Source organism: Fictibacillus nanhaiensis, assembly GCF_023715445.1.
GTDB classification, from domain to species: Bacteria; Bacillota; Bacilli; order Bacillales; family Fictibacillaceae; genus Fictibacillus; species Fictibacillus nanhaiensis_D.
Map to the genome: position 1 here is coordinate 1 of NZ_JAMBOD010000001.1, position 22,941 is coordinate 22,941.

Consider the following 22,941-nt stretch of genomic DNA (forward strand, 5'->3'; position numbering starts at 1 on the left):
CTTTCAATATCAAAGGACAATCATTTAGACTTCGTGAAAAGCAAAAAGCCGGCATACAACCGGCAGTTAATTAGTAATAGGGAATTTTGGACCGTTGAAAATAGGGAAAATTAAACCGCTGTTGACAAATGCGGAGGTCACATCTCCATTAGTAGAAGTAAGTTGATGCTTTCAATCGGTATGACAAATAGTAACTACAGTGAATGTAGTGAAAATGTTAAGAACTTATCCAAACACACTAAAATGGATGAAAAAGTTATTTATGACTTCTTTAACACCAGTAATAGTAACTTCAAGAGTACTATAGAATCTGCTTTAAAGAACCTCATGGATAAGCGTGTAATTATGTTTGACACTGTAATAAAAGTACGTGAGAAAGATACCTATACTCCTAGAACAGCTTCTCAGATAGAACGAGCTATAATTATGGACTGTGAAACTAAAATATTTGAAGAGTTGGGTTACACCAAAATATCTTCTGTAAGAGTCTCAAAGGACTGGAAGAAGTTTAAAAGTAAAGTTAAAAAGTATTTGAATGAATATAGTGACATCGAATACTACTACACTGCGTATGACATCACAATAAATGAAAAATACATAGAACAGGAAAGAAACATACTTGCTGACTTGTTAATTGAAGAATTCAAGCGAAATCAGTACAAGAATGAACTCAATTCAACTGTTTATGAAAATTTAATTACTAATGCAAAGAAGAGACGAACCAAGGAATTAGAATTTTGGGGTGACACTAAACGGAAAATGAGTTCAGTTAGAAAAAGTGATACATACATAGAAGATATTAAACGGTTAGCAAATCTACTTATAAGTATTGATACACCTTCCTTTTTACATGAACTAAGGAATATTGATATACCGACAATCACTCATCAAAAAGAATTATTAGATTCTTGGTGTGAAGAAATGCTTGGATAAAAAATGCGGTTCTCAGACTACCTATTATATAAAACTATAAATACATTATAGGTATTCTAAAAACCGCAATATTTAAAATGGACAACCGCAATGGGGGTGTGGGGGAAATGCAAAGGAGGTTTTGAGCGATCTTTGCTCAAAATCGACTTTCCCCCAAGGTATTAAAGATAGGGACTTCGCAAAGAACGCTCAGTCCTGTAAGTCCGAGAAAGTACGTTTCGGACTTACGATTATCAATCACATATAAAATTTGGAGGAATATAAAATGGCAAATAGTTTACAGAATCAAGTATATATCTATTCTTTAGGAACTTTCTCTTTTCATAATGAGGAAGAGAATAAAATATTTAAGAAAAGTGTAAATCTTAAAGGGTATAAGAAACGATTGCAAAGAGAAAAAGTAAAGCTGAAAAAGGAAGAGACGGATAAGAAGAAGCTTAAAATTGAATCAAAGAAAATAAATGATGGAATTAAACAAGTTAATGAAGAATTAAAAAGGTTAAAAGTTGATCTGCAAGAAGCTTTCAATAAACATGTGGGTGTTCGTGAACTTAGAATAAGTGAGTTAACAAATAATAATGTTATTGGATTATTTGAATCAGTATTAACAAGAACCCTTGATATGGAAACTAATAAGCTATCTGAAAAGATTCTTGTCGTTCAGTCTTATCATGAACAAGTTTTAGAAGGGTTAATAAAAGAAGGTTTCAAACATGGAAATCATCATTACATCTACTTCTCTTCCAGTGCAGGTCAGATTAGACAGAAAAAGGGTATCTGGGTACGTAAGGATTTATGGGATAAACATAAGAATTCATTAACTTGTGGATTGGACATTGAAGACATTAACAATAGTACTAAAAAAGGTTGCAACATTAACAAGTATCTTTCATACAAAGCTTTAATTAATTCGAGTTCTGAGGAATGGTCAGATTTTAATATTGATCACTGTATTGTTGTAGATGATTTAGAGTTAACGGTCAATGATGAGGTTGATTACATAAACAGGGATACATTTGAAATAGAAAGAAAGAAGATGGATGTACCTTTAACTGTAACTGATGGTGTGGGCATGATGCTCCCAACGGTATCAGAGAAAAACTTTATGGTTAGACTTCCATGGCTGAAAGGACTTCTAGCGGTTTACGATTTTTCTAAACATGGAAAGTTTGTAACGGATGTAGATGGAAGAGTATGGGACATTGAGGAAGAGGACGTAAGAATTATCTTTACAACTTCACAGTGGAAAATGAAGTCTTACTATAATTCATGGGACGAATACAAAAAGAAATTTAAAGAAAATAACTGTCAGGCTGCTAAGTTGAATGAGGAAGAAGATGAATACAATGATGGAAAACTTACATATCAGACATTACAAGTATTTACAGATGTAACAGATGAAGAATTAAGCCAAATAGCTTCATCAACAATTAATGATATTGTGCAGCTCGGTTCAAATCAAGAGGTTATGTTAAAGGTTCTTGGAGCAACAGAATCCAACGAAAGAAAAGACAATTTACAAAAATCATTACTAATGTATCCTGAGTTGTTAAATGATCCGCACTCAAAAGAAACAATTAAAAGTAAAAAGAGATCACTAATTAATGACGCAAGAACAGGAAGATTGAATGTAAATGGTTCATTTAATTTTATAATTCCCGACTTGTATAGTTTTAGTGAGTTTCTATTTAACGGAAAACCTAAAAGCTTACTCCAGAAGAATGAAGTGTATTACAAAAGGCATGAAGAAGGAAGAGTGGCGATTCTTCGCTCCCCCCATTTATCCAGGGAATGGGGTTTGAAAGATAATGTACATACTGAGCAAATGAAGGAAGTATTCACAACAGATGCAATATATATTTCAAATGAAAGTCTTTTGTCAAAGTTAATCCAGTGCGACTGGGACGGCGATAAAGTTTTGGTAGTTTCTGAACACAAGGACAAAACACTCCTAGAAGTAGCACAAAGAAATATGGATAATGACAAGATTGTACCATTGTATTATGAGATGGAGAAAGCTAATCCAAGTATCATTACTCCACAAAATATCTATAAAAGCCTAATCTATAGTTTTGAGGCTAATATCGGAGAAATTTCAAATAACATTTCAAAAATGTGGTCAGATGAAAAACCGGATTTAGAATTAATCAAGTTCGCTTGTATGGTCAACAATTTTGAGATTGATTTTGGAAAAACTTTATTCAAATTAAATACTGAGAAGATTGATGAAAGATTGAAAAAATATGTCCATGCGAGATTGCCTCACTTCTTTCAATACGACAACAGAAAAATTAAAAAAGATAAGAAGGGTAAAGTAGTCAAAAAGACAAAGGTATCTGAAAAGAATAATTCCACTATTAATCGACTTGAAGATATAATTCCAACAAAGAATATCTATTTCAGAAAAGTTGCTGGTGGCACATTTGATTATAAGTTGTTGATGAACGAAAAGAAGATTGAACGAGATGAAAAGTATAAGGATATCGTTGAAGCTTACACATATTTCGACCAGAACAAAAAGGATCTAATTAATATTGACACTACTTCTAAGAAGAAAACAAAGTTATATGTTTACAAGAAAATTAAAGATGAATTGTTGATGATTAATGAAGATGAAAAGTATGTGACTGATGTGCTTATTGAACACTTATTTAGTAAAAACAGTCCATTTAAAACAACATTGTGGGAATCCTTTGGAGATGTGATTCTAAAAAATCTTGAAAAGAACCTTGAGGAAGCAATAGATTGTGAAGATTGCACCACGAAGACAAGAGTAGTTAAGAAACGTCAAGTAAGATGTGAAGGTTGTCAGAAGAAGAGAGATAAAGAGAAAACGAGATTAAGAATGAAGAAGATGAGAATGAAGGTTTCAGCGTAACATAAACACATAGTAAAAGCCTGTATCCCAATTGTATCAAGGGTTTACAGGTTTTTTATTTGTATTTTAAATAATAGTCTCTTAGGGAGAGTACACAGAGTTTATGGATCGAAATAACCAGTAACTCCCCTTTTTATTTTTTAACTATTTTTTGAATATACGATTCCGTAATTATAGAATAACACGCAATTTAAGATAGTGCAAGTTTTTATTTTTTAAATCAAATCATACAAAATGGGGGGAAGTATAATGAAGAGAATAAACTGTTTCAAAATTGAAGACGATGTTGTAGCAATACATCTTAACGGAAAGCAAGGGAATGGAAAGTATACTATTGTTAGTTTAGATGATTTCTATAAACATAATCTTGTAAATGAAAAATACAACTGGACAATGCAAAAGTCTGGTCATGTATTATCATGGGACAAGGAATTAAAGAAGACAGTATATCTACATAGATTAATAAGTAATGCTGATGAAAAAGGATATATTCAAGTTGATCATAAGGACTCAAATCCATTAAATAATTTAGAATCTAATTTAAGAGGTTGTACTGCTGCTCAAAATCAATTGAACGCAATGAGAAAGACTAATACTATTGGTTATAAAAATGTAGTCAAAAGAAATGATGAATACGGTGTAGTAATGAGGATTAATAAGAAAAAAGAGTGGTTTGGAAGCTACCAGGCTGCTGAACAAGCTGCCTATGCTTATGATCTAATTGCTCCTATATTCGGTGGAGAGTTTCCTATTCTTAATGGTATTGAAGATAAAGGCTTACTTACTGAAGATGAGAAGATTCTTGTTGAAGAAAAGTTATATAAGCGTGTAGAAAAGTATTTAAAGAAAAAAGAAAAGGGTGCAAATGACAATGGAAGAGAAGAGAGTGTTATCAATCAACCTAGCATCCTACTTGATGACCAGAGGATTCAAATGGATCAAAACTGGAGTGTTAGAAGAGGATGGGAAGAAGAAAGCTTACGTAGTGTTTCCTCAAACTAAGGATGTAGCTCATGCGATAAATGAATATAAAAGTGATAAGTTTCTTAAGGAATATACAAGTAATTTTAGAGAGCTTAAGAGTTTGTTTAGTGGATTGATTAAATAGGTTTTAAAATAGCATACTCTCTCAATCTTGTCGTTTTATGGTAAAATATAGATAAGAATGGGAGGTTTAATATGGGGATATTAGATGATAATTTAAAGAAAGTTACCTGAAGAGATTAAAAAGTTTGATAGTCTACAGTTCAAAAATAAAAACGAATATGTTAATTCATTAAAAAAATGGTTATACACAATTGTAGAAAGAAATTTAAAAATTAAAAGTGGTAAAGCAAAAGAGAAGAAAAGTAGACCGAGACAAAATGTATACTGCCTAGATTTCGGGGTGAATATTGGGTCTGAATTTAACTTCTTTCATTTCTGTGTTGTAATAAAAGAATTTGATTATACTGCTATAGTCGTTCCCTTATCGACTGAAAAAGATAATGATGCAGAATGGAAAAGTGCGGGAAATCTGGTGGTTCCTATTGGTATAATTGACGATATGCCAAAAGATAAAAAACCAGTTTATGCTATGGTAAATCAAATTAAAACAGTAAGTAAACAAAGGCTTTCAGATTATTACGTCAAAGAAGAAAACAAGCATTATACAATGACGTTAGATGAAGATCAAATGGGCGTAATTTTCCAAACAATTTCTACATTAGGAAAACAAAAAATAAAAATTAAAGAAAAACAAGTAGAAACTGTTGACATTGGAAAATAATTCTTATAATATTGGGTTACATAAATAATTTCGGCTTAATTGCCAACTTGATTTTTAAATTGACTTAGTTGTCAACTTGTGTTAAGAAGACTCCCTTCCACCTAGGATTGGGGTCTTTTTCGTGTTTTGTGGGGAGATTATTTTACATTTTATTGCAGGATTCCCTTTGATTCGTGTGGAAATATTATACAAACGATGAAAGGGGAATTCTTATGGATTTTAGAAGTAATTTTGTTAACACCATTAATAACAAATATAGAAATCAAATGACTTTGAACAATACACTCTTCTCTATCCAAGAGTATATTGAGAAACTTGAGGAAGATTTATCAGATGTATTGGAATACGCAGATAACCTTGAATTTGATGAGTATAGTATTACTTTTGAAAATAAAGAGCTGTTTTTCGTAGAAGAAGATGATTGTATCTACGTTTATCTTAGAAATTTAAAAAATGATTCTGTTGTTAATACAGTGGATAGGCTTGAGATTAAAGAAGATGAAGTAGGTTCAAGGAAAGTAGTAAGTGTGTATTCTAGTCACCTTGAGTCATTAGAAGCATTAATGGATAGATATTTAAGTGAAGCGTTTAGTAGTGAATTATACGTTTTGAGTAATGAATAGTCATGCCTCTTTTAGAGAAGGGAGTTGTGGAGAATGGAAAGGGAATTAATTCAAGAATTGGATGGACTAAAAGGTTATAAAGCATTTCCATTTGGAGACTATTATAGATTAGTAATTAATCATAACGAATTACCAATACTAGATATAAGAGTTTCTGGTACTGCTGTGGCTAATCAATCGTGTGGATTAGATGAAGATTCAATTCACCAATGGCTTTGGGATACTGGAATTGTCTTTATACAAAAGCACAAGATTGATAAGTTTAGAATTATTATGATTAAATCAATTGATGTATTAAATAGACAAATTACAACACCAATAGAACAATTATATGTTCATTTTGGTATGGAGACGATAGAAGAAATTAAAGGTTCATTTGATTTGACAAAGATTTTAGCAAATAGTAAATTTAATGATCCAATACAAGCAATTAATCGTCAAGTTAAGGAACATGAAGAAGAAGTGAAAAGAATCGCAAGACAGTTAAGAAGAAAAGATAACATCTAGCACCCGTTAATTCGGGTGCTTTTTATATTGCCATTTATACCACCTTTTGACAGAATATTGTTGAGGGGTGAATAAATGAAAACAATCTTTGAAGTATTAGGTTATATTGCAAGTGTATCTGTATTATCTGGGATACTTTTGTTTTCTATAAGAGCTTTAATCAAAAGTAAGATTAATAACTATTTTAGCACTGCCTTAGAAAACCATAAACATGATTTATCGTTAATAACTGAACAGACACGTTTTGATTATCAAAGGAAAATACACGATTTTGGATTGTATAGTGGTAAAAGACACGAATACTATCCTATTTTATATGGGAAAATATTAAGAATGCATAGAGAAATAAGAGGTTTTTATATAAATTCAACATTCCATGAAAGTTTTCTTACTTCTAAGAATTCGTTCATAGATTTTATAGACAGTAAAAAAATGCATGATCAACGAAGAGAATTATTACTTACTCTTTATGAGAATGGTACAGGAACAATAGATGTTTATAAAAAACAAATAAAGGATGCTAAACTACTAGAAGTTTTTGAATTAATTAACTCTGTTCATGATTACTGCTATGATAACGATTTATATTTCTCAGCGAATGTATCAACTATACTTGAAGAAATATTTATTATTGTTCGTGAATTGATGGAAATAATAAAAAAAGATCAATATAATTATTCGGTTGAAGACCAATTAATAATTCAGCGTAACTACAATGAGGTGATTGAATTAAAAAACTGTATTAAAGATGAACTTTCAAAAGGGTATTATGAAAATAAAGAATCTAACTAGTGTCTCCATATAAAATAGGACTTGTTTATTAAATAATGAAACCTCAAACCGATAAATGGAATGAGGTGAAATGATGGAAATTTTAAACTTGGAATCATTAATGCCAGCTGCACCAATATTTTTTCTGTTAGTAATATTTGTAGTTATTTCTTTAGTTGTTATCATTACAACAAGAAATTTACCGAAACTAGGAACATTATTAATATTAGGTGTAAGTTGGACTGTAGGATTATTGTGGTGGATGAATACTTTATAAATTAACAAAATGCACTCTTTTTGAGGGTGTTTTTTTATTGGAGTGGATTATGTAGTGATTATTGCTTTGATTGTAGTAAGTGTAGTTTTATTTTTCTGTATTGATTTACTTATTACTTTGTATAAAGAGAATAAAAGGCTTAGAGATTGGAAGCAATCAAGAATAGAGTTTGATCAGAGGTTAAGAGCAGACAGTTATGAAAAGATTCGTTTGTCCTGTGAGCAGATTGATAAGGATTTGAAGGAATGGAACGATAAGTATGCCAGTAAAACCACTGAAACCATGTAACAAGATGGGCTGTCCTGAGTTAACTAATGAGAAGTATTGCAGTAAACATACAGAACAAGTGAAGGTTGATAAGGCTGAAGCTAATAAATTATATGACTTGTATGCTAGAGATGAGAAGAGTGCAAAATTTTATAAAAGTAAAGAATGGATAAAGTTACGAACTGTAGCATTTCAAAGAGATAATGGCTTATGTCAGGATTGTTTAGAAGAAAAGAAGATAAAACCTGGAGATGTAGTTGACCATATTATTGAGATCAAAGATAACTGGGACTTGAGGCTAGATATAAGTAACCTAAAGACATTATGCCATAGACATCATAATGAGAAGACTGCAAAAGTTAAAAAGGAAAGAGAAAATAAAGAGAAATTTTGAGGAAATAAAAGGGCAGGGGAGATGTGATAATTTCCCAGACTATTTCCCTGCACCGTCGCCCCCCTCAAGCGTGCAACTTTTAGAATTTTTACAAGTGGGGCGGTTTATCAAAATAGAAGGGAGGGGGGATTATTGGAAATCCCAAAACCACCAAGCTTCTTAAACGCTGATGCTAAACAGAAATATTACGATATTGCAGAGCAATTCATGTCAGAGGGTAAATGGAAATCTGGCGATGAAATTGCTCTTTCTGGTTTATTGGCTAATTATCAACGTTGGGTAGAAGCGGAAAAATTAATAAAGAAAAATAAAGACTTATGCTTTGAAACTGAAACTGGATATAGGCAGCAAATTCCTGAAATATCTATTGCAAATAATGCAATGAAGAACATGTTAGCTTTCATTAAAGAATTTAGTTTAACGCCTAGAGAAAGAATCAAACTTAAAGAAACAGTTCTAGATGGTGATGGAAATGAAGATGACTCTGATCCAGAACTTGAAGGATTGATTGTAAAATGATTGAAAATTTTTGGTATGACTATGAAGAAGAAAAGAAAATAATTAGATTCATTGAAAAACTAAACTTGGATAAAGGTAAAAAAGGTCAAAAAATTAAACTGCTTGATTTTCAAAAGAAAATACTTTGTGACTTACTATGTTGGAAAAATCCTGATGGAACTCGTAAACATCGAGAAGGATTCGTGTTTTTACCGAGAAAGAACGGTAAAAGTTTTTTAATAGCATGTATATTTGTCTATTCTTTATATTGTGATGATGAATATGGAGCTGAATATATAATTGCAGCAAACTCTCGTGATCAAGCGGGGCATTTGTTCGACACTGTAAAAAACATGATTGAAACGAATCCAACACTTAGAAAATACTGTAGAATAGTTGATTCCCGTAAGAAAATAATTAGGAAAGCAACGAATAGTTTTTTACAAGTAATTAGTTCAGATGCATCTAAAGCAGATGGATATAACGGCTACATAGTTTGCCAAGATGAAACGCATGAAGCACCTAATGATGAACTATATAGTAAGTTAAAGACATCAATGGGAACTCGTATGCAGCCTTTAATGTTAACGATAACTACTGCATCTAATGGAACTAATGAAGCAAATTTAGAATATCGTACATACTTGTATGCAAAAAAAGTGCAATCAGGTGAAGTAAAAGACGATACGTTCTATTCTGCGATCTATGAAGCAGAAGATAACTGTGATCTAGTAGATGAAAGTCAATGGTATCGTAGTAATCCTGCTTTAGGAGTATTCAGGAACTTTGATGAGCTTAAAAGTCTAGCGTATAGAGCAAAGGAAATTCCATCTGAAGAGGCTAAATTTAGACGATTATATTTAAATCAGCATGTAAGACTATCAAATGAACAAGCCATCAATCCTTATAAATGGGAATTATGTGGGAAAAATTTTGATTTTGAAATGTTAAAGGGTAAAAAGTGTTGGGCAGGATTAGACCTTGCAACAACTACTGATATTGTTGCATTTGTAATGGTTTTCCCAATCGATGATAAGTTTTATATTGTGCCTCATTTATTTAAGCCTTCTGGTACATTGTTAGATCATGAAAAATTGGATAGAACTCCTTATTCATCATGGAGTAAACAAAACTGGAATGGAATACCTTTACTTCATGCCACTGAAGGAGACTATGTTAGTTTTAGATATGTTCGACAAATAATTAATGAATGTGGAAAAGAATACAAAATTCAAGAAATAGCTTTTGACAGACTAGGTAGTCAAGGAATAGTTTCTGATTTAACTGAAGATGGATTTATTGTTGTAGATTTTGGGCAAGGTTACAGATCAATGAGTCCGGCAATAAAACATTTTGAAGAGTTAATGTTTGATAAAAAGATTCAACATGGAAATCATCCTATTATGAATTGGATGGCTGGTAATGTAATTGCAACTGAAGATGCAGCAGGTAATGTTAAATATGACAAAGGAAAAGCGAAGTATAGAATTGATGGTATCATAGCAATGCTAATGGGTGTTTCAAGGGCTTTTACCAATTTGCAATATGGGAATTTAGGTGAAAATATAAATGATGAAACCCTTGATGAATTAGGATGGTGAAGAATTGAAGAAGTTACTTAATTACATAGAGGATTTACTAATTGTTTTAGGCTCATTATTCGTAATGATAGCGACTTTCTTTTTAAGTTTTGTTGCTGGATTGTATGTAATTGGAGTCTTTTTTATTTTATTTGGAATTTATTTTTCATTAAATCCACCTTCAACACATGAAAAAAGGGGGTGAATAAATGTTATTTAGATTTGAAAAGAGAAGTGAAGTAGTGTCTATTGCAGATGCAAAATGGACTGAAGTATTCAGAGTAAATGGTCTTTCAAGTGAAAAAGCCAAAGAAGCTACCTATTTTACTTGTTTACGGATATTAAGTGATACTGTGAGTAAATTACCTTTAAAGTTGTTTTCTGAAACAGATAATGGAACTACCAAAGCTAACACTCACTATCTATACAATATGTTAAAACTTAGACCGAATCCACTCATGTCTTCATCTACATTTTGGAAAGTGGTTGAATTCCAAAGAAATGAGTGGGGATATTCTTTAGTCTACATTGATACTGTAAAAAGTGGGAAAAATGCAGGCAAAATACAAGGATTATATCCACTTGATATGTCAAAAGTAACAAAAATTTGGGTGGATGATGTTGGTTTATTCGGTAAGAAAAATGCTATTTGGTATGTTTATAACACTGAAGAGGGCAAAGAAACGAAAATCAAACATGATAAAGTTCTTCACTTCTTTGGATTAACTGCTGATGGTACTACTGGTATGCCGATTAAGGAATACTTAAAAACCATTGTTGATAATGCCAAAAGCTCACAAGATTACATGAATAATTACTTTAAAAATGGTTTATTTGCTAAAGGATTGATGCAATATACAGGTGATATCGCCCCTGAAAAACAGGAACTAATGAGACAACGTTTTGAAGGAATGGCTAATGGACTAAAAAATGCAGGTAGAATACTACCAGTGCCACTAGGATTTTCATTCCAAACGATTAATTCAACAATGGCAGATGCACAGTTTTTAGAGTTGAATCAACTGACAATCCAACAAATCGCAGCAGCATTTGGGATTAAAATGCATCAAATTAACAATTTGGATAGAGCAACTCATAGTAATGTTGAACATATGCAGAAGGAATTTTATATTGATACACTACAAGCTATTTTGACAATGTATGAACAAGAGCTCTCCTTTAAACTTCTTACTTCTTCAGAGATTGAAAGTGGTCATTTTTTAAAATTCAATGTAGATTCTATTTTAAGATCTTCATTAAAAGAACGTTATGATGCTTATGGAATTGCTATTGATAAAGGTTTCTTAACTCCAAATGAAGTGAGAGAACTTGAAGACAGACCAAAACTTGAAGGTGCAAATGAACTAATTTGTAATGGCAATATGCAGAAACTTACTGAAGTTGGAGCTTATTATAAAAACAAGCCCCCTGTTGAGGGAGGTGATAAATAATGAGTAAACAGAAAGAACTTCGTAACATTGATATTGATAGTATTGAAATTCGTTCCGTTGATGAACAAGAAAATCTAATTGAAGGTTATATTAATAAATTCAATTCTGATTCACAATTCATGGGATTCTTTGAACAAGTGGATAGAAATGCTTTCAATCGTACATTGTCAGATGGTCATAATATTATGGGATTATACAACCATGATTCTGCAAAAGTATTAGGTTCAACTAAAACAGGTAGCCTCCAATTACATACTGATGAAGTTGGATTAAGATTTAGTTTGAAAATCAATCCAAATGTTAGTTATGCAAAAGATGTTTATGAGTTAGTTAGATCAGGTGATGTTGACGGTTGTAGTTTTGGATTCTACGTTCTAGATGATGAGTGGACAGTTCGTGAAGATGGTACTGAACTACGTGTTTTAAAGGATATTGAATTAATTGAGGTTACAATAACTCCATTTCCTGCTTATACATCTAGTGAAGCGAATTGTAGAAGTTACGATAATTACATACAGGATAAACAAGCCAAAGAAGATTTAGAGTTAAGACAAAAACAAATAGTTATTGAACTAGAGCTAATGTAGGCTCTTTTTTTATTGCCAAAAATTATAGAAATGAGGACATTTATTAATGAAAAAGATCGATGAATTGAAACAAGAATTAGCTGCAAAGAAAGAGGAAGTTCGTTCACTTAATGATGCAAAGAAAGTTGAAGAAGCTTCTGCGAAACTTGAAGAAGTGCGTGGTTTACAAAAGCAAATTGAAATCCAAATGGAATTAGATAAAGAAGAAGAAAGAGAGATGGAAAATAAAATGGAAAAACGTAATAACGAAGTAAAGGTAGTTAATTCAGAAGAAATGCAATATCGTGCAATCGCTAAACACCTTCTTGGTCAAGAAATGACTGCTGAAGAACGTGCAAGTATTAACGTATCAAATAATGGTGCTATTCTTCCTGAAGGATTTGTTAACCAACTACAAGTTCTACAAAAAGGATTCCCTGCACTCAAAGGTTACACTCATGTAATTCCTGTAACAACTAACACTGGTAAAATGCCTGTTTCTAACGGTTCTGCGGTTCGTAAACTTGCTAAACTTGCAGTAGATACAGAAATGGTTAAAGAAATGATCACTACTTCTCCAGTTGAGTTTGCTGTTGAAGACTACGGTAAACTTTACCCTGTAGATAACAGTGCTATGGAAGATTCTGCTGTTGAAATCATCAATGGTCTAATCGCTCCTGACGTTGCTGAGTGTCAAGTTAACTCTGAGAACGCTGAAATTATCAAAATTGTTAAAGACAACGCTGTAGCTGGTTCTGCTGGTACTGACTACAAAGCGATTGTTAAAACATTAAACACTAAAGTATTACCTTCTCTAAAAGCAGGAACTGTAATTGTTACTAACATGGATGGATACGATTATTTAGATGGATTGTCTGATACAACTGGTCGTCCACTTCTTATTGATTCTTTAGCTGTAGAAGGTGGAAAAGTATTCAAAGGTCGTGAAGTAGTAGTTCTTGACAATGCTGACCTTCCTGAAGTTACAGTTGGAAAGAAACCTTTCTACATTGTAAACCTTTTCGCACTTGTTAAATTCTTTGACCGTAAAGGCTATGAAATTGCTAAATCAAGCGAAGCTGGTTTCACTTATAACCAAACTTTGGTTCGTGTAATTGGTCGCTTTGACACTGTAAAAGGTGACAACAGAGCTAACTTCTTTGTTGAACTTTAATAGGTAGGTGATGTTCCATGTTGGAGCATGTTAAAGAATATTTAAGAATTGACGGAGCGGACGATAATTCGCTCCTTGATTCTTTAATTTTGGCTGCAAAAACTTTTATAAAGAATGCAACTGGTAAAGATGTTGATGATTTAAATGATCTACATAAATTAGCAGTAAGTTTACTTGTAGTTCACTGGTTTGAAAACCGTGAATCAGTTGGAAAAGCTTATAAACTAGCCTACAGTCTTGATTCAATCCTCTTTCAGATTTCTTTTGAAAGTAGCGATACAGTATGAATCCAGGAAAACTAAATAAACGTGTAAAACTGTATGATGACATTACTTTATTATCAACTATTTGGGCAAGTAAAATCATTCGTACGAAACGAAGAGATGATGAACAAAATGAGGAATCTTATGAGTTTGTCATTAGGAAAAGAAGCGGTATTAAGCCATATTTATTAATTCAATGTGAAAACGAATGGTTTGTAGTCCTAACTTTCGATGAATTTGAGAAGGGTTATTTAAAACTCAAGTGCGAAAAGAGTAAAATACATTCATTCTATGATACTTGTACAATTAGTCGTTTTCAAGAAACGGAAACTAGTTATGGTGAAACAATCATTCAACTTACACCCGTACATATTGATATAGCCTGTGAGCTAATTAAGATTCAAAATGCTAGAGCAAATGAAACAGATCAACACAATGAAATTTCACAGTATTATATCTTCTACACTGAGAATAAATACACTTTTAAAGTTGGAGATGCTGTAGAAATTAATCACAAAGGCGACATTTATAAAGGACGTGTAGAAGAAAGTTTTAAATTCCATACTCATCAAGAAGTAACTTTCAAATTAGAAGGTGAAGCTTAATGATCAGACTGGAGTTTAAAAACTTTAAGAAATTTGAAGAACAATTACTTCATCTTAAGAAGAACTTCCCTAGTGAGTTGGAACAATTTCTTTTAGATGTTTCAAAATCACTTAATCGTGCTGTTCTAAAACGTACACCTAAATTAACTGGTGAGCTAAAAGAAGGATGGAAGATTAGTGGTATTGAAAGGGATGGAGATAAAATGTATATCACTGTTTATAACGATGCTACAACTGAGTATGAAGGTCGAGAAGTTCCTTTAGCACCATTCGTTGAGTTTGGACACAAAGTTGTTAACAAACAAGGTGAAGTAGTAGGTAAAGCTGATGGCTTTTTCATGCTCACAACTAGTATTAAAACAGTGAATCGTCAGATTCCTAGAAGACTTAGAAAAGTGTTTGATGAGTTGGTGAGTAAATTATGATGATAGATATTAGAAATGAAGTTATTTCTATTTTGAAAGCAAACTTTCCTAATCACAAACTTTATGGTGAGAAAGTAACGCAAGGGCTAATACGTCCTTGTTTTTTTATTGACTTAATACCGATTGACATAGTGAAACTAAGTCCGAACATGCAAGAAAGGTCTATGATTATTGACGTACAGTATATGTCGCTTGAAGATACCAAACTTAAGAATCTCGAAATGGCTGAGACACTTGGACAGTTATTTACAACTATTGAGTTTGGTGAATTCAAAGCAAAAGTTTCAAATGAACGTTTTGATATTGTAGATGGTATTTTGCATTACTTATTTGACTTAGATTTCATTGTTATCGGTAAACAAGAGGAACAAATTGATTTAATTGGAAACATTAATTTGAACGAGGAGGCTATTTAATGGGATTGCCACAAGTAAATATTTTATTTGAAACATTAGCAGCAAGTACTATCCAAAGAGGAGAGCGTGGAATTGTTGCTTTATTACTAAAAGATACAACTGCATTAGGTACTTATGAAATTTTTAGTGCTATAGATATTCCAACAGGTTTATCTGCTGCTAATAAAATACAGATTGAACTTAGTTTGATGGGTGGAGTTAATGCACCTTTAAAGGTTATCGTTCGTGTTGGAGACTCTGCAACGGAATTAGACTGGACAGTAGGTATGGATTGGTTAGAAACGGTTAAATTTGACTATTTAGCAATTCCTGATGTATTACCTACTGACTTAACTGGGATTTACTCTTGGTTAGGAGAACAACGTACAAACGGTAAGAAAGTAAAGGCAGTATTGCCTGATGCATCTGCTGACAAAGAATACGTTATTAACTTTACGACAGATAGTATTGAAGTTGCAGGAGTTACTTATACAAATGCACAATACTGTTCTCGTGTTGCAGGATTAATAGCAGGAACACCATTAAACATTTCAACAACATTTCAACCACTATCTGAGGTTGATTCTGTTCAATCTTACACAAAAGCACAACTTGATACTGCTGTTAATAATGGAGAATTTGTTATCTTCCATGATGGCGAAAAAGTTAAAGTTGCTCGAGGTGTAAACTCATTTAAGACAACTAATGCTGATAAAGGTGCAAGCTTCAAGAAGATTAAGATTGTAGATATCCTAGATGTTATTCACACAGATATCGCAAAGACAATTGCTGATAATTACATAGGTAAATATCCGAATTCATACGACAATAAGGCTTTGATCCTTACTGCTATTCAAGCTTATTACAAGCAACTTGAAGCAGATCAATTGTTAGACACAGATGTAAATACGATTGGTATCGATATTGATGCTCAACGAAATTACTTGTCTGGTTTAGGTGTTGATGTCTCTAAAATAACAGATGACCAAATTAAAGTTGCAAATACAGGTGATCAAGTTTTCCTCAAGTCATCAATTAAAGTACTCGATGCAATGGAAGACATTTCGATCAGTGTACAACTATAGGAAGGGGATAAAATAATGGGATTTAAAGCAGAACAAGCTATTTCTGGTACTCATGGTGAGGCTTGGATAAATGGAGAAAAATTTGCTGAGATTTTTGGTCTCCAAGCAAAGATTGATATTTTAAAAGAAGACGTCCCAATGTGTGGTGTAAATTCAGGACGAGGCAAAAAGCAAATGGGTTGGGAAGGAAAAGGCACAGTACGTTTTAATAAAATTAATTCTAAACTGTTAAAGCAACAATTAGATGCTTTACGACAAGGTAAAGAACTTGTTGTAACAATTGTTAGCAAAGTTGCAGATCCAGCAGCAATGGGAGCTGAACGTATCTCCATTCCTAACTGTACTTTTGATGATATTACATTGGCAGATTGGGAGTCTAATAAGATTATCCAAGAAGAAAAACCATTCACATTTAGTGAAATGCCAACATTAATTGATTCGATTGGAGCGTAATAAATGAATACTTTAGACCTCTTGTTAAAAATGGATGCTAAAAAGTTAGAGCTTCCAAAGAAAGATGTAGAAATCAAACGTTTTAGTCAACCTGAAAATCCAGCAATCTTTACTCTACAAGGGTTAGATGCTGAAACTTTAGATAGCATTAGAGATATGGCTACAAAGGAAAACAATATTGATTTCACTGAAATCAAGTTAGGTACAGTATTAGCTGGAGTTGTGTCTCCTAGTCTTCGTGACGATTCACTTATGAAAAACTTTGGTGTAGTTACTCCTCATGACCTAATTAAAAAACTGTTTTCTCCAGGTGAATTAGATTCTCTATATGAGACAATTTCTAATTTAAGTGGATATGGTGAAGATGCAATTGAAGAAATAAAAAACTAGTAAAGAGGGACGGAATGACTGAAATGATGTACTGGTATTGGGTACATGGTCGAATCCGTCCCTCATTCTTTTATAATCTTCCGCAAGGTGAATTAACTGTTATTCGAGCATTTTATGAATTGGAAATTAAAGAAATACAAGATTCTCAAAATCTCTCATAGTGAAAGTGGTGGTGGTAAATGGGAAGACGAAACGAGCAACTTAATGCAACGATTTCAGTTGAGGACAAAGCCAGTAAACAAATAGATCGAATAACTAAAACAATGCAAAAACAGAATAACGAACTGTTACGATTGAAAGCTTCAATGGAGAAAGTTAGAAACCAATCTAAAAAGAAAATTGAACAGCCTAAAGTTGAAACCAAAACTGCTGTTAAACAATTATTCAATTTACAAAAAGCTTTTGAAAATGTACAACGAGCAGCACATAAAACAGGTAGCGTGTTCTCGGGATTAGGTAGTTTAAATCCTGCAATGTTACTGGGTGGTGCAGGTGCATTAGGCGGTTTATATGCAGGTAAGCAAGTTTTCGATAATACTTTTCTACCTGCTGCTCAGTATGAAATGAGTGCAAAAACAATTGAAGCAATGTTTAATGACAAGAAAAAATCTGACAGATACATGAAGGAAATGGAGAAAATGGCTATCGGTTCTCCATTATTAAACTCACAAGATATTTTTGGTAATTCAAAATCATTTATCGCTATGTCTAAGAATCAAGAAGAATTGAGTAAGATGTGGGATCTAAGTGAACGACTTTTAGCTGTTGATCCAACACAAGGTGTAGAAGGATCGGTATTTGCATTACGAGAGCTATTTTCTGGCGATGCAATCAGTATGGCTCGAAGATTTGAAATGCCTAAGAAAGAACTTAATGCAATTGCAAAGTTGCCAATTGATAAACAGTTAAAGGCACTTGATAAATTGTTTAACAAGATGGGTATGACTAAAAAGCTTGTTACAGAAATGGGCGATACGACATTAGGAACGTGGAATCAGATTAAAGAAACTATCCAAGTTGCTTTAAGAAAAGTCGGTGATCCTGCTGTTAAAATTATTAAACCATTCTTAGATGATGCTAATAGAGCTTTACAATCTGGTAAATTATCACCCTATATAAAGTTTGGTCAAGACATGGCAAGTGGTATTGCAAAAGGATTTGTAAAGGTTGCAAAAGGTGTTGGAGGTTGGATTGATGGAATTGTAAATGATCCTGCTTTTCAAAGACTAGACACTATCGAACAAAAATTTCAGTTCGTCTTGGATAGAGTATATACAACTATTGATGGTTGGTATGAAAAAGACGGAAAGCAATTATTATATAAAATTGGTAATGGTCTAGTTGATACTCTAATTGTAGCCACTGAAAACAATCTGCCTAGAATCACTGAACTTGGATTAAAAGTTGGTGGAGCATTTGCAGCTGGAATTGCACAGGCAGTGACTGAAAACACACTTGCAAAAGCTGCGCTTGAAGGTAAAGTACCAAAGCTAAATTTAAAAACAGGTATAGATACAGTTAAATCAGTAGGAATAGGAAATCCAGGTGCTCCATTATCCCCAAGAGGATTTAATGATTTGGTGAAAATAGGGGTTAGAAAAGCTAGAGATATTTTCGGTGGTAATAAAAAAGCTATCGGAATGTCACGAGTTCCACGTGATAACTATCCAGCCCTTTTACATGAAGGGGAAGAAATAAGAACAAAACAACAAGTAAATACACAAAAGCTCAGTGGAGACCGATCAAGTGTAGTTGTACAAATAGCAAAAATGGTAATAAGAGAAGAAGCAGATATAGACAAGGTAGCTGATCAGTTAGCTACAAAAATTCAAAGAGCAAAATTGAACTATGGAGGTGGAATGTAGATGGAGTTTTGGTTAATTGATGGAACAGGGAAACAGAAACTTCGTCTACCAGTTCCACCACCAGATTTTTATAATGAAAGCGGACAAAATATTCCAATTCAAGAAATAAATGAATTTGGTGAGTTTTCATCTAAAGGTGAAAAGAAATTAGATAGAATAGCTATTAAATCATTTTTTCCTGTTACATATTATTCATTTTGTCAGTACAAGAATTTCTCAAAACCTTATGATTGTGTAAAGTTAATTAACAGTTGGAGAGACTCAAAATTACCGATTAGATTGCTTGTTACTGAAACCAGTATTAACAAGCAATTTTTTATTGAAAATTTTACTTATGGAGAGCGAGCAGGAAGTAGAGATGTAGAATTTGAACTATCTTTAGTTGAATACAAACCAATTCCAAAAGCATCTCCACCAAGTCCTACACCTACACCATCAAGTAAAAGACCGCCAACTACACCTGTACAACCTAAAACATACACAGTTAAAAAGGGTGATACGCTTTGGGATATTGCTAGGAGATTCTATAATAATCCTTTTAAATGGACAGATATTGCAAAAGCGAATGGCGTAAATGATCCTAAAAAACTACAAATTGGAAAGGTACTTAGATTACCATGAGATTAGTAGTTAATAACCAGGAAATTAAATATACATCATTAGATTGGTCAGGATCTAAATACAATGCAGCCAGACAAATAAGTTACACGTATCCATCAAATTTATATTATTCGGTTGTTGCAGGGAATACTGTAACGTTATTTGATGGAACTACAAAACTGTTTCAAGGAACAGTCTTCATTAAAGAAAAAAATCATAAATCAAATGAAATGAGTATCACAGCTTATGATCCTTTAATTTATTTCTTACAGAGTGAAGGGGCTTATAATTTCAAAACTACAACGCTTGGTACAGTAGTTAAACGTGTTGCAGCAGATGTAAAAGTCCCTGTAGGTAACATTGCAGACTCTGGAACATCTATTAAACTTGAGCCTATGATTAGTGAGAACTTATATGAGGTATTAATGACAGCATGTAAAGAAGCTAAAAAGAAGACTAAAAAAGTTTACATGCCTGTTATTGAAAACGGAAAGTTAAGCATCATTGTAGCAGGTCAAAAGGTTTCTAATTTTGATTTGTTAAATGGTATTAATCTAAAAGATTCTACATACAGCGAATCAATTGAAAATGTAAAGAACAAGATTATTATTGTGGATGAAAATGGTGCAAAAATAGGTCAGGTTACAGGTGAAGGATTGACTACTTGGGGAACTTTTCAAGGAGTCTATCAAAAAGAAGATGGTAAAAATGCGACTACAGAAGCTAAAGAATTATTACATGGACTGGACAGAGAAGCCTCGATTGAAGCTTTAGGAAATACAAAATGTATCTCAGGTAAAGCTGTTTCTGTCAAAGATCCTATTACTAATCTGACGGGGTTGTTTTACATCGATGAGGATACTCATACATGGCAAAATGGACAATATAGCATGTCCCTTCAACTAAACTTCAAAAATGTTGAGGAGAATGAATAATGGGTGTTTCAAAATTAATACAAGTATTAAATGAACAATCATCTAAGAGTGTACCTACTTTATTTTATGTAGGAAAAATCAGTTCCGTTTCACCATTGAAAGTTAGAACGAATGAAATTGAATTAGATAATGATCAATTAAAAATTATAAACAAACAACAAATATTTAGCACTCTTCAAACTAACAACGAAGTATTGTTGGTGAGACAGGGTGCTGTATTTATTATTGTTGGAAAATTGGAGGGAGTTTCATGAGTATATTCCCTTTTTTGGATAACGTTGATGAATTTACAAGTAATGAAGAATTACCTATAGCAAGAGAATGGGCATGGGACTTTGAATCAAATGATTTCAAGTTAAATAACGGTAAACTCTTTATTGTAGAGGGTTTAGAGGCAGTTAAAATCTGGACTTTTAAAGCATTAAGAACAGACCGATTTAAACACACTGTTTATTCTTGGGAATATGGTTCTGAAATCAATAGTCTAATTGGTTCGGGTTTCACAAGCGCAGCAATTGAATCAGAAGTTAAACGAATGATTGGTGAAGCATTAATGAACAGCGCATATATAGTTGGAATCGACAATTTAATAGTTACTTCTGATGGTGATTCTTTAAATATTTCATTCTCACTTGATACAGTTTATGGGAATACGGAGGTGAGTGTATAAATGTCAACTAAAGAAGAAATTATGACAAGAATGTTTAGTGTAATCCCAGATTCTTATGATAAATCTGAAGGGTCATTTATTTATGATGCTGTTGTTGCTGTAGCTATTGCATTAGAAGATGGATATTTAGAGATGGATGAGTTTTTAAATAGAGCATTTTTGGATACATCTTATGATGAATACTTAGATAGAATTACAGATCAGTATGGTGTGTATAGAAAACAAGCCACTGCTTCAACGACTGTACTTAATATCAATGGAACAAACGGAACTGTAATTCCATCAGAAACACGCTTCTACTCAAATGATGTTTATTTTGTGTCAGATGAAGAAGTAACAATTACAAATGGTACTGCATCTGTGAATGTAACTTGCGAAGTTGAAGGTACACTTGGTAATGTTCCTGCAAATACAATTGTAAATATTGAAGGATCATTAAGCGGTATCACTTCTGTTACAAATCCTAATCCAGTTACAAATGGAACTAACATTGAAGATGATGAAACATTAAGACAGAGGGCTTATGATGTCATTCAAACACCTTCTGCAAGTGGTAATGTACAAGACTATGAAAATTGGTGTACTGAGGTTAATGGTGTAGGTGGTGCAACAATAATTCCTCTATGGAATGGAAATGGAACGGTTAAGTGTGTCATTGTAAACAGTAGTAAAAGAGCAGCAGACAGTACATTGATTTCTTCTGTACAAACAAGCGTAGAATCAAAACGTCCGATTGGAGCTACAGTTTCTTACGTAAGTGCTACTGAACTACCAATAAATGTTTCCGTAGATGTTACGTTTGCATCAGGTTACGACTTAACTCAAGTGACAACGAATATCACTACTGTTCTAACAGAGTATTTAAAATCAATAGCTTTAACTACTAGTTCTATCTCGTATGCTATGTTGGGTTCAAAAATATTAAGTTCTGCTGGTGTACTTGATTATCAGAATCTTACTTTAAATGGAACAACATCAAATGTTAGCGTATTAAATACTGAAGTAGCGGTGGTGGGGACAGTAAATGTTACGTAATAAGTTTCCATCATTTTATGAAAATTGTAACACCATGATTGTATTATGGGACGCTGAAGATAAAGAGATAGTTGACGTTCAATCATCCATAACTTCAATGATCAATCAGTCGTTTATTGGAACAACTGATAATGAGATTGCAAGATGGGAAAAAATCTTTGGATTGCCAATTAGACCAAGTGTTCCTTTAGCAGATAGGATATCAACAGTTAAAGCAAAGATGAGGGGAATAGGAGTAGTTAATGCAGCTCAGATCAAAAGGACTGCGGATGCATTTACAAATGGTGATGTAGATGTTATTGAAAAATCGCCTACTTATGAAGTGGAAATTAAATTTGTTTCTGTAAGAGGGATACCACCTAATATTGAAGATGCAAAAAAAGCAATAAGTACAATTATTCCTGCTCATATAAAAGTCACTTATACCTATGCTTATCTCGTATGGAACGAACTTGAAAATTCTATATTATCCTTTGATTCCCTAGATACATACACTTGGAATTCATTAGAATCAGCGACACTTTAACGGTGTC

General features: G+C 32.8%; 31 protein-coding genes. All 31 read left to right on the forward strand.

Annotation, left to right across the window (positions count from 1 at the left end):
* The first annotated feature begins 165 nt into the window (after positions 1–165).
* The 31 genes from M3196_RS00005 (at position 166) to M3196_RS00150 (ending at position 22,934) form a co-directional block, all read left to right on the forward strand.
* A complete protein-coding gene (locus M3196_RS00005) occupies positions 166–933 on the forward strand; it encodes a hypothetical protein (protein WP_251320218.1) in 768 nt (255 codons plus the stop codon).
* Between the two features lie 265 nt (positions 934–1,198).
* The gene (locus tag M3196_RS00010; RefSeq protein ID WP_251320219.1) at positions 1,199–3,811 is read left to right on the forward strand and encodes a hypothetical protein; all 2,613 of its coding nucleotides are present in this window, start codon (positions 1,199–1,201) and stop codon (positions 3,809–3,811) included.
* A 249-nt stretch (positions 3,812–4,060) separates the two neighbouring features.
* On the forward strand, positions 4,061–4,813 hold the full coding sequence (locus M3196_RS00015) for an HNH endonuclease (RefSeq protein ID WP_251320220.1): 753 nt from the start codon (positions 4,061–4,063) through the stop codon (positions 4,811–4,813).
* Positions 4,728–4,919, forward strand: coding sequence for a DUF5659 domain-containing protein (locus M3196_RS22160; RefSeq protein ID WP_425310960.1), 192 nt, complete (start codon positions 4,728–4,730; stop codon positions 4,917–4,919). The genes M3196_RS00015 and M3196_RS22160 overlap by 86 nt, the downstream gene beginning before the upstream one ends.
* A gap of 210 nt (positions 4,920–5,129) precedes the next feature.
* Positions 5,130–5,579: a type II toxin-antitoxin system PemK/MazF family toxin gene (locus tag M3196_RS00020; protein ID WP_338082932.1), complete on the forward strand. Its 450-nt coding sequence runs from the start codon at positions 5,130–5,132 to the stop codon at positions 5,577–5,579.
* Positions 5,580–5,791: 212 nt separating this feature from the next.
* Positions 5,792–6,202 (forward strand): hypothetical protein, encoded by a 411-nt coding sequence (locus M3196_RS00025; protein WP_251320222.1) that lies wholly within the window; start codon positions 5,792–5,794, stop codon positions 6,200–6,202.
* 33 nt (positions 6,203–6,235) lie between these two features.
* Complete coding sequence (locus tag M3196_RS00030; RefSeq protein WP_251320223.1) at positions 6,236–6,709, forward strand: hypothetical protein; 474 nt, start codon at positions 6,236–6,238, stop codon at positions 6,707–6,709.
* 75 nt (positions 6,710–6,784) lie between these two features.
* On the forward strand, positions 6,785–7,501 hold the full coding sequence (locus M3196_RS00035) for a hypothetical protein (RefSeq protein WP_251320224.1): 717 nt from the start codon (positions 6,785–6,787) through the stop codon (positions 7,499–7,501).
* 73 nt (positions 7,502–7,574) lie between these two features.
* Positions 7,575–7,757, forward strand: a complete 183-nt coding sequence (locus M3196_RS00040) for a hypothetical protein (RefSeq protein WP_251320225.1) — start codon at positions 7,575–7,577, stop codon at positions 7,755–7,757.
* Between the two features lie 54 nt (positions 7,758–7,811).
* Entirely contained in the window at positions 7,812–8,045 is a 234-nt protein-coding gene (locus M3196_RS00045) for a hypothetical protein (RefSeq protein ID WP_251320226.1), read from the forward strand.
* The gene (locus tag M3196_RS00050; protein ID WP_251320227.1) at positions 8,017–8,418 is read left to right on the forward strand and encodes an HNH endonuclease; all 402 of its coding nucleotides are present in this window, start codon (positions 8,017–8,019) and stop codon (positions 8,416–8,418) included. Before M3196_RS00045 ends, M3196_RS00050 begins: the two co-directional genes overlap by 29 nt.
* A gap of 132 nt (positions 8,419–8,550) precedes the next feature.
* A complete protein-coding gene (locus M3196_RS00055) occupies positions 8,551–8,937 on the forward strand; it encodes a P27 family phage terminase small subunit (protein ID WP_251320228.1) in 387 nt (128 codons plus the stop codon).
* Positions 8,934–10,517, forward strand: coding sequence for a terminase large subunit (locus tag M3196_RS00060; protein ID WP_251320229.1), 1,584 nt, complete (start codon positions 8,934–8,936; stop codon positions 10,515–10,517). Before M3196_RS00055 ends, M3196_RS00060 begins: the two co-directional genes overlap by 4 nt.
* A gap of 188 nt (positions 10,518–10,705) precedes the next feature.
* A complete protein-coding gene (locus tag M3196_RS00065; RefSeq protein WP_251320230.1) occupies positions 10,706–11,947 on the forward strand; it encodes a phage portal protein in 1,242 nt (413 codons plus the stop codon).
* Positions 11,947–12,534: an HK97 family phage prohead protease gene (locus M3196_RS00070; protein WP_251320231.1), complete on the forward strand. Its 588-nt coding sequence runs from the start codon at positions 11,947–11,949 to the stop codon at positions 12,532–12,534. The genes M3196_RS00065 and M3196_RS00070 overlap by 1 nt, the downstream gene beginning before the upstream one ends.
* A gap of 46 nt (positions 12,535–12,580) precedes the next feature.
* The gene (locus M3196_RS00075) at positions 12,581–13,687 is read left to right on the forward strand and encodes a phage major capsid protein (RefSeq protein ID WP_251320232.1); all 1,107 of its coding nucleotides are present in this window, start codon (positions 12,581–12,583) and stop codon (positions 13,685–13,687) included.
* Positions 13,688–13,704: 17 nt separating this feature from the next.
* Positions 13,705–13,974 (forward strand): head-tail connector protein, encoded by a 270-nt coding sequence (locus tag M3196_RS00080; RefSeq protein WP_251320233.1) that lies wholly within the window; start codon positions 13,705–13,707, stop codon positions 13,972–13,974.
* The gene (locus M3196_RS00085; protein ID WP_251320234.1) at positions 13,971–14,555 is read left to right on the forward strand and encodes a hypothetical protein; all 585 of its coding nucleotides are present in this window, start codon (positions 13,971–13,973) and stop codon (positions 14,553–14,555) included. Before M3196_RS00080 ends, M3196_RS00085 begins: the two co-directional genes overlap by 4 nt.
* Positions 14,555–14,980, forward strand: a complete 426-nt coding sequence (locus M3196_RS00090; RefSeq protein WP_251320235.1) for an HK97 gp10 family phage protein — start codon at positions 14,555–14,557, stop codon at positions 14,978–14,980. The genes M3196_RS00085 and M3196_RS00090 overlap by 1 nt, the downstream gene beginning before the upstream one ends.
* Positions 14,977–15,396 (forward strand): phage tail terminator family protein, encoded by a 420-nt coding sequence (locus tag M3196_RS00095; protein WP_251320236.1) that lies wholly within the window; start codon positions 14,977–14,979, stop codon positions 15,394–15,396. The genes M3196_RS00090 and M3196_RS00095 overlap by 4 nt, the downstream gene beginning before the upstream one ends.
* The gene (locus M3196_RS00100) at positions 15,396–16,460 is read left to right on the forward strand and encodes a phage tail sheath subtilisin-like domain-containing protein (RefSeq protein ID WP_251320237.1); all 1,065 of its coding nucleotides are present in this window, start codon (positions 15,396–15,398) and stop codon (positions 16,458–16,460) included. Before M3196_RS00095 ends, M3196_RS00100 begins: the two co-directional genes overlap by 1 nt.
* Before the next feature lie 15 nt (positions 16,461–16,475).
* Entirely contained in the window at positions 16,476–16,913 is a 438-nt protein-coding gene (locus tag M3196_RS00105; protein WP_251320238.1) for a phage tail tube protein, read from the forward strand.
* A 3-nt stretch (positions 16,914–16,916) separates the two neighbouring features.
* Positions 16,917–17,303, forward strand: coding sequence for a phage tail assembly chaperone (locus M3196_RS00110; protein WP_251320239.1), 387 nt, complete (start codon positions 16,917–16,919; stop codon positions 17,301–17,303).
* Between the two features lie 14 nt (positions 17,304–17,317).
* Positions 17,318–17,464, forward strand: coding sequence for a hypothetical protein (locus tag M3196_RS00115; RefSeq protein ID WP_251320240.1), 147 nt, complete (start codon positions 17,318–17,320; stop codon positions 17,462–17,464).
* Between the two features lie 18 nt (positions 17,465–17,482).
* The gene (locus M3196_RS00120; RefSeq protein ID WP_251320241.1) at positions 17,483–19,168 is read left to right on the forward strand and encodes a hypothetical protein; all 1,686 of its coding nucleotides are present in this window, start codon (positions 17,483–17,485) and stop codon (positions 19,166–19,168) included.
* Positions 19,169–19,789 (forward strand): LysM peptidoglycan-binding domain-containing protein, encoded by a 621-nt coding sequence (locus M3196_RS00125; RefSeq protein ID WP_251320242.1) that lies wholly within the window; start codon positions 19,169–19,171, stop codon positions 19,787–19,789.
* Entirely contained in the window at positions 19,786–20,703 is a 918-nt protein-coding gene (locus tag M3196_RS00130) for an XkdQ/YqbQ family protein (RefSeq protein ID WP_251320243.1), read from the forward strand. The genes M3196_RS00125 and M3196_RS00130 overlap by 4 nt, the downstream gene beginning before the upstream one ends.
* Positions 20,703–20,957, forward strand: coding sequence for a DUF2577 family protein (locus M3196_RS00135; RefSeq protein ID WP_251320244.1), 255 nt, complete (start codon positions 20,703–20,705; stop codon positions 20,955–20,957). The genes M3196_RS00130 and M3196_RS00135 overlap by 1 nt, the downstream gene beginning before the upstream one ends.
* Positions 20,954–21,373: a DUF2634 domain-containing protein gene (locus M3196_RS00140; protein WP_251320245.1), complete on the forward strand. Its 420-nt coding sequence runs from the start codon at positions 20,954–20,956 to the stop codon at positions 21,371–21,373. The genes M3196_RS00135 and M3196_RS00140 overlap by 4 nt, the downstream gene beginning before the upstream one ends.
* Positions 21,374–22,408 (forward strand): baseplate J/gp47 family protein, encoded by a 1,035-nt coding sequence (locus tag M3196_RS00145; protein ID WP_251320246.1) that lies wholly within the window; start codon positions 21,374–21,376, stop codon positions 22,406–22,408.
* Positions 22,398–22,934: a putative phage tail protein gene (locus M3196_RS00150; RefSeq protein ID WP_251320247.1), complete on the forward strand. Its 537-nt coding sequence runs from the start codon at positions 22,398–22,400 to the stop codon at positions 22,932–22,934. The genes M3196_RS00145 and M3196_RS00150 overlap by 11 nt, the downstream gene beginning before the upstream one ends.
* Positions 22,935–22,941 lie beyond the last annotated feature (7 nt).